The sequence below is a fragment of the Spirillospora sp. NPDC052242 genome (assembly GCF_040679555.1).
Taxonomy (GTDB): domain Bacteria; phylum Actinomycetota; class Actinomycetes; order Streptosporangiales; family Streptosporangiaceae; genus Spirillospora.
The window spans coordinates 141,873-154,471 of sequence record NZ_JBFAUZ010000016.1 but is presented as its reverse complement, the minus strand read 5'-3'; the positions used below and the strand labels follow the sequence as shown (position 1 = coordinate 154,471).

9 protein-coding genes and 1 pseudogene are annotated in these 12,599 nt (G+C 73.9%); 6 read left to right on the top strand and 4 right to left on the bottom strand.

All coding sequences use genetic code 11. The annotated features are described in order from the left end of the window. Nucleotides 1–110: 110 nt before the first annotated feature. Nucleotides 111–737 (bottom strand): MFS transporter, encoded by a 627-nt coding sequence (locus tag AB0L25_RS15855; protein WP_500172534.1) that lies wholly within the window; start codon nucleotides 735–737, stop codon nucleotides 111–113. A gap of 204 nt (nucleotides 738–941) precedes the next feature. Here AB0L25_RS15855 and AB0L25_RS15850 point away from each other — a divergent pair, with 204 nt between their 5' ends. The 4 genes from AB0L25_RS15850 to AB0L25_RS15835 all read left to right on the top strand — a co-directional run bounded on the left by AB0L25_RS15850 (nucleotide 942) and on the right by AB0L25_RS15835 (nucleotide 8,405). After that, a complete protein-coding gene (locus tag AB0L25_RS15850) occupies nucleotides 942–1,361 on the top strand; it encodes a hypothetical protein (protein WP_500172532.1) in 420 nt (139 codons plus the stop codon). Nucleotides 1,362–1,504: 143 nt separating this feature from the next. After that, nucleotides 1,505–4,813 (top strand): protein kinase domain-containing protein, encoded by a 3,309-nt coding sequence (locus tag AB0L25_RS15845; RefSeq protein WP_500172530.1) that lies wholly within the window; start codon nucleotides 1,505–1,507, stop codon nucleotides 4,811–4,813. Then, a complete protein-coding gene (locus AB0L25_RS15840) occupies nucleotides 4,813–7,107 on the top strand; it encodes an AAA family ATPase (RefSeq protein WP_500172528.1) in 2,295 nt (764 codons plus the stop codon). The genes AB0L25_RS15845 and AB0L25_RS15840 overlap by 1 nt, the downstream gene beginning before the upstream one ends. Beyond that, nucleotides 7,107–8,405 carry a protein kinase domain-containing protein gene (locus tag AB0L25_RS15835; protein ID WP_500172526.1) on the top strand — a complete coding sequence of 433 codons (1,299 nt, stop codon included), beginning with the start codon at nucleotides 7,107–7,109 and terminating at the stop codon, nucleotides 8,403–8,405. Before AB0L25_RS15840 ends, AB0L25_RS15835 begins: the two co-directional genes overlap by 1 nt. Before the next feature lie 39 nt (nucleotides 8,406–8,444). On the opposite strand, the gene AB0L25_RS15830 is transcribed toward AB0L25_RS15835, so the two are convergent. After that, nucleotides 8,445–9,122 (bottom strand): hypothetical protein, encoded by a 678-nt coding sequence (locus tag AB0L25_RS15830; protein ID WP_500172524.1) that lies wholly within the window; start codon nucleotides 9,120–9,122, stop codon nucleotides 8,445–8,447. Between the two features lie 117 nt (nucleotides 9,123–9,239). Here AB0L25_RS15830 and AB0L25_RS15825 point away from each other — a divergent pair, with 117 nt between their 5' ends. Beyond that, nucleotides 9,240–10,628, top strand: a complete 1,389-nt coding sequence (locus AB0L25_RS15825; RefSeq protein WP_500172522.1) for a phospholipase D-like domain-containing protein — start codon at nucleotides 9,240–9,242, stop codon at nucleotides 10,626–10,628. 269 nt (nucleotides 10,629–10,897) lie between these two features. Here AB0L25_RS15825 and AB0L25_RS15820 read toward each other — a convergent pair. Further along, nucleotides 10,898–11,047 (bottom strand): annotated as a pseudogene (locus tag AB0L25_RS15820) (LysR substrate-binding domain-containing protein); the annotation flags it as partial. Nucleotides 11,048–11,089: 42 nt separating this feature from the next. After that, the gene (locus tag AB0L25_RS15815) at nucleotides 11,090–11,272 is read right to left on the bottom strand and encodes a hypothetical protein (RefSeq protein WP_500172520.1); all 183 of its coding nucleotides are present in this window, start codon (nucleotides 11,270–11,272) and stop codon (nucleotides 11,090–11,092) included. 176 nt (nucleotides 11,273–11,448) lie between these two features. On the opposite strand from AB0L25_RS15815, the gene AB0L25_RS15810 reads away from it, so the two are divergent. Further along, a complete protein-coding gene (locus tag AB0L25_RS15810) occupies nucleotides 11,449–12,597 on the top strand; it encodes a serine hydrolase domain-containing protein (RefSeq protein ID WP_500172518.1) in 1,149 nt (382 codons plus the stop codon). The last annotated feature ends 2 nt before the right edge of the window (nucleotides 12,598–12,599 follow it).

The following is a 12,599-nucleotide window of genomic DNA, read 5'->3' as shown; positions in this document are numbered from 1 at the left end:
TGTCCCGGCGAGCTTCCGCCGGCCTCCGACCCGGACCTCGTCGAGCGGGCGGCCGCCGCGAAGGCCGCGCTCGGCGACCGCGTGTTCGTGCTCGGTTTCCGTTCCGACGGTCAGCGGCCCTTGGCCGTCTCGCGCGGTGCCGCGGGCGCCGGCTCCGGCGATCGGCGGGGCATCCGCAGCGTGACGGCGGTCGGCCCGGCTCCGGCGAGCGCGATCAGGCCGGCACCGACGAAGGCGGCCGGGAAGCCGTCGGTGAGCGCGGGCAGGTTCCCCGGTTCGTCCGCGCCGAAGGAGGCGGCGACGGCGGTCATCGCGGCCAGCCCCAGCGCCGACCCGACCTGGTAGCCCGTGTTCACGATCCCGGACGCGAGCCCGCCTTCCTCGGGCGCGGCCGCCGACATCGCGGTGCCCGGCGAGGGGATGAAGGCCAGCGACATGCCGAGCGCCGCGACGAGCGAGGCCGGCAGCACGTCCACCCAGTACGACCCGTCCGGACGGACGAGCGCCGCGCCGACGCCCTGCAGCGCGCGGCCCGTCAGCTCGACGGCCACGGTCCCGGCCGCGCCCGCCACGGCGGATCCGGCGAGCAGGACGACCCGGCCGGCGGAGAACAGCCGTCGTGCCCCGAAAAGGTCGGAGAGCCGTCCGCCGAGCAGGAGCAGGCCGCCGAAGGCGACGACGTAGGCGTTGAAGACCCACGACAGATTCTCCTGCGAGAAGCCGAGGTCCTCCTGCATGCGGGGGAGTGCCACCCCGATGCCGGCACCCGCTGCTCGCCGGGGCGTCGCGTCGACCGGTACGGCTGAGCCCGGCGGGAATTATCGGCCGGATGTCACATTCGGGGCGCGAAAAGTGTCTTTAGGGGGACCGCGCGTGCCCCGGGCCATGCGATGCCAGGGGAATCCGCGAACACCGTCTCGCCGAACGTCGAGGAGTAGACGATGTCGTCGCCGTCCGCCCGCACCGCCGCCGCCCGTGAACCGGCCGCGTCCGTCCCGCCCCGCTTCTACGGGCTGCTGAAAGCGTCCACCGCCTTCGTGGCGGCCTGCATGCTGCTCCAGGGAATCACCGCAGGTCAGTTGCTGGACGGCGCCGAGAACGGGAGCGAGATCCACCGGAACGCGTCCGGCATCCTCGTCGTCGCCCTCCTCGTCACGATCGTCGCGGCGTTCCTGGTGCGGCGCGGCGGCGGATCGGTGCGGCCGCTCGTCGCCGCACTGGCGACGGCCGTGTTCACCGTCGTCCAGTTCTCTCTCGGCGAGAACGGTGCGACCGCCGTCCACGTTCCGCTCGGCGTCGCCCTGATGGGCTCCGGCGCCGCGCTGGTGGCGCAGGTCTGGGGCCGGCGCGACGGAAGGTGACGCCCGCCCGGCCGGGAGGCGAGGGCCGGTGAACGCCGGATGGCGCCGCGATGACGTCTTGGATCGGCCCGCTCCGCCGTGAACAACTTCCCGAACATCGTCGTCTATTTGAGGGGTCGGACGGACGAACCGGGAAGGGAGCCATGGGGATCGACGGGCCGCGGTGGCGGACGGGCGATGTCATCGACGGGCGCTACCGGGTGGTGGGGCTGCTCGGCCGGGGCGGCATGGGTACGGTCCACCGCGTCCGGCACCTGGACTGGGGCGTCGACCTGGCGATGAAGTCCGCCAGGCCGGAACTCCTGGACGGCGGCGCGGGCGAGAAGCGGTTCGTCGACGAGGCGCAACTGTGGGTGGGGCTCGGGCTGCATCCCAACGTGTGCACGTGCCACTACGTGCGGACGGTCGACGGCGTGCCGCTGGTCTTCGCCGAGTACCTGCCCGGCGGCAGCCTGGCCGGGCGGATCGCGGACCGGAGCCTGTACGCGGGTGAGCGCGCACTGGACGGCGTCCTGGACATCGCCGTCCAGATCGCGTGGGGCCTCGACCACGCGCACCGGAGCGGCCTCGTGCACCAGGACGTGAAACCGGCCAACGTGCTGCTCGACGGTGACGGGGCGGTCAAGCTGACCGACTTCGGGCTCGCGCGGGCGTTCACGGCGCCGCCGTCCGAGGTCCCGGTGCGCGGCGCGCGGGATCACGGCACCGGGGAGACGAGCGTCCTGGTGACCACCGGCGGGATGACCCCGGCGTACGCCTCGCCCGAGCAGGCGGCCGGACGGCCCGTCGGGCGGCGCAGCGACGTGTTCGCGTTCGCGGTGGCCGTTCTGGAGATGTTCACCGGCGGTGTCACCTGGATGGTCGGCCCGGCCGCGACCGAGGCGCTGGCCGCGTACCGGCCGGAGCCGGGCCTGCCCCGGCTTCCCGATGACGTCGCCGACCTGCTCGCGCGGTGCCTCCGGACGGACCCGGCCGGACGGCCGCGCTCGATCGGCGACGTCGCGGAGGCGCTCGCGGGGATCCGCGGGCGCCTCACCGGCGGGTCCCGTCCGGCTCCGCGCGAGGTGGACCTGCGCGCCGACGAGCTGAACAACCGCGCGCTCTCCCTGCTCGACCTGGGGCGGGTCGCCGCGGCCGTGCAGGCGCTGCGGCAGGCGTTGGGCGTCGATCCACAGCACCCCGCCGCGAGCTACAACCACGCGCTGCTGACGTGGCGCGGCGGCAGGGCGACCGATGAGGACGTCCTCGCCAGGCTGGAGGGCATCCGGACGGACGGCGCGGACTCGCCGGAGGTGCGCGAGCTGATCGCGCAGGTCCGGACGGAGCGGGGGGAAGGGGACGCGCGGGACGCGGAGGGCGAGGCCCGCCCGCTGCCCTGGGCACGGCGCGACGGCGGCGTGGCCGCGCTGCTGTTCACCGGCCGGGCCACGATCGCGCTGAGCCGTCCAGCAGGGGGAAACGGGGGCGCCATCCGGGCTGTCAGCGGCGGCCCGGACGGTCTCGTCCAGTCGTGGGACCTCGACTCCGCGCGGCTGATCGGCGGCCTGCACGGCCACACCGGCAACGTCGTGTCGGTCGACGTGACACCGGACGGGCGCCGCGCGATCTCCGCGTCGGAGGACGGCACGGTGCGCGTCTGGAACCTCGACGAGAGCCGCTGCCTGCACGTCTTCGACGTCCCGCCCCCGGACCCCGAGGCGCCGGACGAGCGCGCCCTGCACCGGGCCACGGCGGCGCTGAGCGCGGACGGCCGCTGGGCCGTCTGGGGCTGCGGCGGCACCTACGTCTACTGGAATCTGCGGACCGGACGTCAGGGCCCCCTCGCCACCGGATGGAGCGGCGGCCGGGTGAGCGCGGCGGCCGCCGCCGACCGGATGGTGCTCGAGCTCGACCACCGGATCCGGGTCGTCGACCTGTCCGGCGGCGCGCCCGCGCTCGGCCGGGCCGTGGACGCATCCCTGCTCGCCGCGCTGCACCTCAGCCCCGACGGGAACCTGCTGGTCGCCGCCGAAGCGAGGGGCCCGATCCAGGTCCACGACCTGACCGGCGGCCGGAGCCCGGTGACGCTGCGCGGGCACCAGGAGAGGGCCACCGCGCTCTCGCTGAGCGCCGACGGGCGCCACCTGCTGTCCGGTTCCGAGGACGAGACCGCGCGGTACTGGGACGTCCGCACCGGCCGGTGCCTGCGGACGTTCCGCGGCCACCGGGCGTCCGTGGCCGCCGTCCTGCCGCGCGCGGCGGACGGCACCGCGCTGTCCGTCGGCAAGGACGACACGGTCCGGACGTGGCGGCTGCCGAGCGGCCGGCGTGCCGCGCTGCACCTCAGCCGTCCGCGCCCGGCGGCCGAGCTGGGCCGGGCGGAGGACCGGGTGCGGGACATGGTGGCGGGGGCCGGCCGCGCGCTGGCGGACGGCCGGGACGCGGAGGCGCTGCGGCTGCTGGGCCGGGCGCGGGCCGTGCCGGGCCACGAACGCGACCCGGCGGTCGTCCGCGCGTGGCGCCGCGCGGGCGCGTCGGCCGTCCGCACCGGGCTGCGCGGAGCCTGGCAGGTGCGGGAGTTCCCCCTCGAGTGGGGCCGCTCGCTGGTGCCGGTGGGACGGTCGGGCGCGCTGGCGCTGGGCGGCACCGGCGGGCACATCACGATCATCGACGCCGCTGGGAAGGGCGCGCCGCGCAAGGTCCGGGCGCACGGCCGCAGTGACCGGCACCCGGCGGTCGTCCGCATGCTGGTGGCGAGCGACGACGGCGGCAGGCTGCTGTCGGCGGGCGAGGACGGCGTGCTCCGGCTGTGGGACGCCGCGACCCTGGAGTGCCTGCGGACGCTCCCCGTGGACGCAGACTCGATCGCGTTCGGCGACGGCGCGACCCGGGCCGTCACCGGCGGCCCCGACGGCATCGGGCTGTGGGACCTGGACGCGGGACGGCTCGTCCGGTCCGTGCCCGCGGCTGGCGCGGCCGTCCGGGATCTGTGCTGCCATGGCGGTACGGCCTTCGCCGTGCGGAACGACGGGCGGCTCGGCGCCTGGGACCTGGCCGGCGGGCGCCCGCTGTGGGAAGTCGAGGGTGACGCCCACGGCGTCTGCGTCAGCTCGGACGGCCGGCTGCTCCTCTGCTGCGGCGGCTACGGGAACGAGCTGTCGGTCCGGGACGCGGCGACGGGGGAGCCGGTCCGGAGGTTCGATCCGGCGGCGGCGGGCGACCACGAGCCGACCGGCGCGCGGTTCTTCCCCGACGGCCGGTTCGCGATCTCGACCGGTGAGGACGGTGCGGTGCGCCTGTGGGACGTCGGGAGCGGAGAGTGCCTGCGAGTCCTGGAGAAGGATCGCGACCGGCTCTGGCGCGCGGACGTCCTGCCCGGCGGCGACGAGGTCTTCGCGTGGGGCGGCGACGACGTCGTCCGGTTCTGGGCGCTCGACTGGGAACTCGCCGCGCCCGAGTCGGCGGGGGCCTGATGCGCAACGGGATCAGCGTGTCGGTGATGATGGGGCTCGCGGCGCAGGAGGCGAAGCGAAGCGGCGCGCCCTCGGTCGGGCCCTGCCACGTCCTGATGGGGGCGACCAAGCTGGCGAGGATCGACGTGAAGCTGGTCAGCAGATTCGACCGGGCGCAGCGGGACGAGCTCGCCGGTGTGGCGCGCGTCCTGCAAGCCGCCTTCGCCGACGCGGGGCCGTCCCCGGACGTCCTGCGCAGGACGCTGCGCGTCGCGCATCTTCGCGTGGGCGCGATCCCGTCGCCGCGCGGCGCCGCGCCCCCGGCCGACCCCCTCGTCACGGCGGCGGTGGAACGGGGGCGGGAACGCTCCGGCGGCCGGGCCCTCGAGGCGGACGAACTGCTCTACGAGATGCTGACCGACCTGCCGGACTGCTGCCGGGAAGTCTTCATGGACCCGTTCGGCATCGCCGACCCGGTCGCCGCCCTCTTCCCGAACGGCCGTCCCGCCGGCCCGCCGAAGGAGGCCGCACCGGACGGGCGCGCACCGAAGCGGAACGAGCCGAAGAAGGACGAGCCGAAACGCGACCGCGCACCACGCCCCGAACCGAAGCCGGAGCCGGTCGCGACCCCCTACCTCGACAAGTACGGCCGGGACCTGACCCGGGAGGCCCGCGAGGGCCGGCCGCCCGAGCTGATCGGGCGCCGCGCGGAGCTGCGGAGCCTCGCGCGGGTGCTGGTCCGGCAGCGCAAGCCCAACGCCGTCCTGGTCGGGCCCGCCGGGGTCGGCAAGACCGGGATCGTGGAGGCGCTCGCCGCCCGCCTCGCCGCGCCCGGCGCGCCGCCGGACCTGGCCGGTTCGCGCATCGTGGAGATCTCCATGTCGACCCTGCTCGCCGGGGCGAAGTACCGGGGCGACTTCGAACGGCGCCTCGGGAAGGTGCTGAAGGAGGCGGAGGCGTCGCCGGAGGTGATCCTGTTCATCGACGAGTTGCACACGGTCCTCGGGGCGGGCCGCAGCGGGCCCGGCGACGCGGCCGACATCCTCAAGCCCGCGCTCGCCCGCGGCCGGGTGCGCTGCGTCGGCGCGACGACGCCGGAGGAGTACGCCCGCCACATCGAGCGGGACTCCGCGCTGCGGCGCCGGTTCGAGGTCGTCTGGGTCGAGGAACCGAGCCCCGAGGAGGCCGTCACGATCCTGCGGGGCCTGCTCGGCGGGCTCGCCGAACACCACGGGGTGCGCATCGAGGACGACGTGGCGCGCGCGGCGGTCGACCTGGCCGTCCGGCACCTGCCGCACCTGCGGCACCCCGACAAGGCCATCGACCTCGTCGACGGGGCCTGCGCGGCCGCCCGGATCCGCACGCTCGGACCGGACGTGCCGGGCGAGGCGGCGCTCGTCCGGGCCGAGGACGTCGCCGCGCAGGTCGCCGAGCGCGCGCGGACGCCGATCGAGCCCGCGGCGTCCGGCGAGGCGGACCGGCTGCTGCGGATGGAGGCGCACCTCGCGCGGCGGGTGATCGGGCAGGACGAGGCGGTGCGCGAGGTCGCCGAGGCGGTGCGCGCCGCCCGGGCCGGGCTCGGCGACCCGCGGCGGCCGATCGGGGTCTTCCTGCTCGCCGGGCCGACCGGGACCGGCAAGACCGAGCTGGCCAAGGCCGCGGCGGAGTTCCTGTTCGGCGACGAGCGCCGGCTGGTCGCCGTCGACATGTCCGAGTACCAGGACCGCTACACCGTCAACCGGCTGCTGGGCGCCCCGCCCGGCTACGTCGGGCACGACCGGGAGGGGCAGCTCACCGGGCCGCTGCGCGAGCACCCGCACAGCGTCGTCCTGTTCGACGAGATCGAGAAGGCGCACGAGCGGGTCCTCGACGTCCTGCTGCAGATCTGCGACGAGGGGCGGCTGACCGACGCCCGCGGCCGCCGCGTCGACTTCACCGAGACGCTCATCTTCCTGACCAGCAACCTCGCCGACCCGGCGGAGCGGCTCCGGCCGGAGCTGGTCGGCCGGCTCAGCGGCGTCATCGCCTTCCGCCCGCTGGACGCCGCCGCGCTGGGCCGCATCGTGGACAAGCTGATCGACCGGGTCCGCTCCAGGGGCGCCGCCGTCGAGCTGACGGACGCCGCCCGGCAACTGCTGGTGTTCCTCGGCCTGGACAGCCCCTCGGGCGTCCGGACGATCGAGCGCGCGATCGAACGGGAGATCGTGCGGCCGCTCGGCGGCGCGCTGCTCGCCGGACTGTTCCGGGAGGGCGAGCCGGTCCGGGTCGACGCCGCCGGCGGCGAACTCGTGCTGCGCGGCGCGGAGGCGTCCTGATGGCGGCGAGCGTGAGCCTGACCGTGGTGGCGGGCGGGCCGTCCGGACCGTCCGAGTTCGTCTTCACCGAGCGCACCACCCGCGTCCTCGGCCGCGCCTCCGACTGCGACCCCCGGCTGGACGGCGACGGGCGGGTGTCGCGGCACCACTGCCTCCTCGACGTCAACCCGCCGCAGGCGCGGATCCGCGACTTCGGCAGCCTCAACGGCACCCGCGTCAACGGCGTCAAGATCGGCCAGCGGGCCGGGACCCAGACGCCCGAGGAGGGCGCGCGGCTCGCCTTCCCCGAGCACGACCTGGCCGACGGCGACGAGATCGAGATCGGCGGCTACACGCTCCGCGTCGGCGTCCGGGGGAACCCGACCAAGGTCCTGCACCACTGCGTCCGGTGCGGCCTCGAAGTGCCCGCCGACGCCGGCGACCAGGTCTGCCCGGACTGCCGCGCGGAGCCGTCCGCCATGCTGGAACTGCTGCTCGAGCTGGCGGGCAGCGGGGAGCGGCGGTCGATCGCCGGCCTGACGCTGCTGCGCGAACTGGGCCGCGGCGGCATGGGCGTGGTGCACCTCGCCCGCGACGCGTCCGGCGCGGAGGTGGCGCTGAAGCTGATGCTGCCGAGGGCCGCCGCGGACGACACCGCCCGCCGCCGCTTCCTCAACGAGATCGAGCTGACCCGGTCACTGCGCCACCGGCACATCACCGAGCTGTACGACGCCGGGTTCGCGGACGGCGTCTTCTACTTCACGCTCGAGTACTGCCCCGGCGGCGGCGTCGACAGGCGCGGGAAGATGCCCGTGCACGAGGCGGTCCCGCTCGTCCTGCAGGTACTGGACGCCCTGGAGCACGCCCACGGGAAGGGCGTCGTGCACCGGGACCTGAGCCCGTCCAACATCCTCCTCTCCGGCGGGGACGCCAAGGTGTGCGACTTCGGCCTGGCGAAGGCGTTCGACGCGCACGGCCTGAGCGGGCTGACCCGCACCGGCACGACGGCCGGCAAGCCGTACTTCGTTCCGCGCCGCCAGGTGGTGAACTTCCGCGAGGCGTCCCCGGAGCTCGACGTGTGGGCCGCCGCGGCGTCCCTGTACGCGATGCTGACCGGCCGTCCGCCGCGCCGATTTCCCGCCGGCGCCGACCCGTGGCTGCACATCCTGCAGTCCGACCCGGTGCCGATCCGCGAGCGGGCGCCCGCCCTGCCGTCCGGTCTGGCCGAGGTCGTCGACCACGCGCTCACCGAGCGTCCGCGGATCGGCTTCCAGACCGCGCGCGAACTCCGCCGAGCCTTGGAACCGTACGCGGGGTAGCCCGCCGTCCCCGGGCGACCCGTGAAGGGGCTCGCGGGTTCACGGCGCGGCCCGCTCGGGCGTACCGACCCGATCGGCCGCGGACGAACGCGTGCGGATCAGGACGAGGCCGTACCACGCGATCCAGCCGACCCACAGCAGCCATCCGGCCAGACCGAGGAGGCCGGGGTCGTCGAAGACCGCCGGGAGCAGGACGGCCGAGGCGAACTGGAGCCCGGCGGCGGCGAAGCCCAGGACGGCGTGCGCCAGCGACCATGCCTCGCCGCGGCGCCGTTCGACCGGCCACAGCGCCGCGGTCGCGGCGGCGCCGATCACGGTCGCCAGCAGCCACACGAACGGACCCGTCGCGCTGGTGAGCCGAACCATCCCGCTGCGGTCACCGAAGAAGTCGGCGACCTCTCCGGTGGGTGCGCCGATGAGGGGAAGTCCGGCCGGGGCGAGCACGAGGTTGGTGCCCAGGAGCAGGGCGGCGAAAGCGATCGCGGCCCAGCCGCCGATACGGGAGGCAACATCGACGTCTACTCCACCTTCGTCAACGAACGCCGCTGGACGCCCGACCGGATCGAACAGTGGTGGCGAGACGCACTCCCACGCGAACTGCTCAAGGAAAACGCGGCCCGGTAACCCGACGGCGTCCCGAAAGCATCGAATTGTTCTGACACAATCCCGCGCGCCGCTTTGGCGATCCCGACCGAAAGGGCAGGGCTCGCCGGTCATGAGTGACCGCGGTCATGACCGGCAGTCCTCATTCGGTCAAGATCTTGCCGTCGTCATTCGGATGGTCGACGCTCTGGTGGTCGCCACACGCCCGCCGTCCGACCGAACGGAACCTCCATGGCCATCAGATCATCGGTTCGGGCCCGCGGGGGCATGCGCACCGCAATCGTGACGGCCGCCGCGGCGGCGTTGCTGCCGACCGCGGCTCCCGCGAGTGCGGCCGCCCCGACCCCCGCCGCTCCGGCCGCCGCGCCCACGCCCATCGATCTCAGCCTGGTGGACGACTACTCGAAGTTCACCGAGGACGACAACACCGCCATCGCGGCCCACGCCAAGGCCCTCATCGACGCCGCGCCGAGCGGCGCCAACCTCCGGCTGCCGCTGTACTACTTCACCCAGCAGAGCATCGTGGACGCCCTGAAGAACGCGCGCGTCCGCGGCGTCAAGGTCAAGATCGTCATCAATGGCAGTGAGATCGGGATGCCGCAGTACAAGAGCCTGACGGCCCCGTTCGAGCCCTCGCCCGGCGCGGCGAAGATCAAGCTGGACGTGGTGACCTGCGGTCAGCGGGTCCAGGACGCCGCGGGCGGTTTCCCGACCCAGAGCGGCCGTTACATCTCCGACCGCGGTTGCATCGCCGACCGTCAGCGGGGCGATCACTACTCGCGCATGCACAACAAGTTCATGACGATCGACAAGGTCGAACTGTCGGGCGGAGGCATCGCGCAGAACGTCGTCTACGTCGCCTCGGCCAACCTCCACGAGTGGACCTCCTACGAGAGCGCCATCACGGTGCGGGACCAAGGGCTGCACACGTTCTATGCCAAGTACTTCGACGACATGTACGCGCTCGCCACGGGGAACCTGGAAGAGGACAACCACAACTACGGAAAGACCCGCAAGACGGCCGACGGAAAGTACGAGCTCTACACTTTCCCGCGCAAGGAGGCCGACGGCCAGGCCTTCACCAGTGGCTCCAGAGATCCGGTCGTGGCGAAGATCAAGGCGGCCGAATGCTCGCCCGACACCACCACCGACGTCATCAACGTGGCGAACGCCAGGGTCGCCCGGGCGCCGGTCGCGGACGCGCTGATCGCCGCGGGCAAGCGCGGCTGCACGGTCCGGGTGGTCACCGGCGACACCCGGTACAAGGACGAAGAAGAGACCGACCGGACCTATGAGGCGGTCCGGAAACTCGCGAACAGCCAGTACATCACCGGCGGCGTCAAGGTCTGCGGGCCGGAGAACGGCATCGCCTGGATGCACGAGAAATTCATGCAGATCAGCGGGGGAACGTCGGCCGGGCTCTACGTGGGCAGCCACAACCTCACCTATCAGGCGCTGCGCCAGCAGGACGAGAACATCCTCCGGATGGTCGACTCTCCGCTGAACGCGGGCTACACCCAGCGTTTCGAGCGGCTCCACGCCTACTGCCCGCCGGTGCTGCTGACGCCGGACGTCCTTTCCGGTGGGGCGGAAGCCGGCGCTGTCGAAGAGGTCTGGTAGCGGGACCGCCGATCAACGTGCGTCGTGCGGCGGCGACGACGTGCGCGGGCCGGGGTCACTCTCGGGCGGCGAAGTCGGGCGGGGCATAGGCGACGTCGGGGCGCCTGTAGTAGCGCATGACCTGCGCGCCGACGAGGAAGGCGCCCCGGCCGGCGCCGATGAGGGTGAGCACCTCGTTGAACGTGGCGGCCGCCCGGCCCGCCTCGATCGGCCGTCCGGCGGGGGGGTGCGGGGGTCGCAGTCTTCTCGCGCATTAGCGTCGGCCCGGTGGCGATGCCGTGTTCGTCGATCGGGAACGATCCCAGGACGATGTCGATCTCACCGTCGCGCAGCCACTGCATGGGGTCGACGATCTGCGCCTCGCGGAGCCGGACGTCGCAGTCGGGGTGACGTTCCCGGAACGGTTCGGCGGCCCCGATGAGCCGGGCGGACCTCCTCGTACAGCCGTTGCCCGACCGCGGTCAGCTCCACGCGACGGCCGGTGCGGGTTGAACAGCGGCACGTTCGTCCGGCGTTCGAGTTTGGCGATGGTCTGGCTGATCCGGGCGGGTGGACACGTGCAGCCGCTCGGCGGTGCGCCCGAAGTGCAGTTCCTCGGCCAGGGCGAGGAACGCCTCCAGCTCATGTCTTTCCAGCATGGCCACCCTCGTTAAGTCTCGCTTCACGATCCTTGCGCAGGTGCTCATTGATGCCCCCTCGTCCGGAGCACGAGTGTGGACCGCATCGACGAACCGGACGGCGACCGCGAGGGGCGCCCGGTCACACTCGCGGCGGCTCGTTCGTCATGGCTGCGAACCCAACGACGAAGCGGAGTGGAAAGATGGGCGATACCGAGATTCACGGCACGGTGGCCGACGGTTTCGAGGCGGTGCGCGAGGAGTTCGCCGCCGTGGTGGCCGAGGAGGACGGCGAGTCCGGCGCGCAGCTGTCGGCGTACGTCCGCGGCCGGCGGGTGGTCGACCTGTGGGCCGGGGACGGGGTCGCCGGCGACACCCTGACCGGCGTCTACTCCTCGACCAAGGGCGCGGCCACGCTGGTGGCGGCGCTGCTGGTGCAGGACGGCGCCCTCGACGTGGACGAGCCCGTGGCGCGGCACTGGCCGGAGTTCGCCGTCGCGGGCAAGGACCGGATCACCCTGCGGGACGTGCTGTCGCACCGGTCCGGGGTGATCGGCGTCGACGGCGGTCTGACGGCGGCCGAGCTGGCCGACGACCGGGTGATCGCCGAACGGCTCGCGGGGCAGCGTCCGTACTGGCGCCCGGGCACGGCCTGCGGCTACGGCGGGTTCGTGTCGTTCGCGATCCTGGGGGAGGTGGTCCGCCGGGTCACCGGGCGGACGCTGCAGGAGACCTTCGAGGAGCGGATCCGCGCCCCCTACGACCTCGACATGCACCTCGGCCTGCCCGCCGACCTGGAGGACCGCTACCGGGAGATCCGGCCGGGTCTGGCGAGCCCCGAGGAGCTCGCCGCCTTCTGGGCGAACGTCCCCGGCCCGCACAGCATCACCGGGATCGGGTACGGCCTCGATTCCACCCCGCCGCTGGACCAGGTCGGGTTCCTCAACACCCGGCGCGTGCGCGAACTCGGCCAGGCGTCCGCGGGCGGCGTCGGCAACGCCCGCGGCCTGGCCGCCATGTACGCGGCGGCGGTGTTCGGGCTGGACGGCCGCGCGCCGCTGCTCAAGCCCGACACCATCGGCGAGTTCGCCATGCTCCACTCGACGGACGGCGACCTGGTGACCGGCCCGCAGGGCCACTACGCGCTGGGCTTCCAGGCCAAGGGCCTGCGCTACCCGTTCCTGAGCGCGCTGTCGTTCGGTCACGGCGGCTCCGCGGGCGCGGAGTCCTTCGCCGACCCGCTCCACGGCATCGCGTTCGGCTACACGCGCCGCCGCTTCTCCTTCAACTGGTCCTACCCCGAACACGACCGGCTGGCCGCCGCCGTCCACCGCGCGGCCACCGCGTCCTGAGG

What these genes read in the sequence shown, in the direction of transcription:
- AB0L25_RS15855 (WP_500172534.1), bottom strand. Translation starts at nt 737, where the DNA reads ATGCAGGAGGACCTCGGCTTCTCGCAGGAGAATCTGTCGTGGGTCTTC.
- AB0L25_RS15850 (WP_500172532.1), top strand. Translation starts at nt 942, where the DNA reads ATGTCGTCGCCGTCCGCCCGCACCGCCGCCGCCCGTGAACCGGCCGCG.
- AB0L25_RS15845 (WP_500172530.1), top strand. Translation starts at nt 1,505, where the DNA reads ATGGGGATCGACGGGCCGCGGTGGCGGACGGGCGATGTCATCGACGGG.
- AB0L25_RS15840 (WP_500172528.1), top strand. Translation starts at nt 4,813, where the DNA reads ATGCGCAACGGGATCAGCGTGTCGGTGATGATGGGGCTCGCGGCGCAG.
- AB0L25_RS15835 (WP_500172526.1), top strand. Translation starts at nt 7,107, where the DNA reads ATGGCGGCGAGCGTGAGCCTGACCGTGGTGGCGGGCGGGCCGTCCGGA.
- AB0L25_RS15830 (WP_500172524.1), bottom strand. Translation starts at nt 9,122, where the DNA reads ATGACCGGCGAGCCCTGCCCTTTCGGTCGGGATCGCCAAAGCGGCGCG.
- AB0L25_RS15825 (WP_500172522.1), top strand. Translation starts at nt 9,240, where the DNA reads ATGGCCATCAGATCATCGGTTCGGGCCCGCGGGGGCATGCGCACCGCA.
- AB0L25_RS15810 (WP_500172518.1), top strand. Translation starts at nt 11,449, where the DNA reads ATGGGCGATACCGAGATTCACGGCACGGTGGCCGACGGTTTCGAGGCG.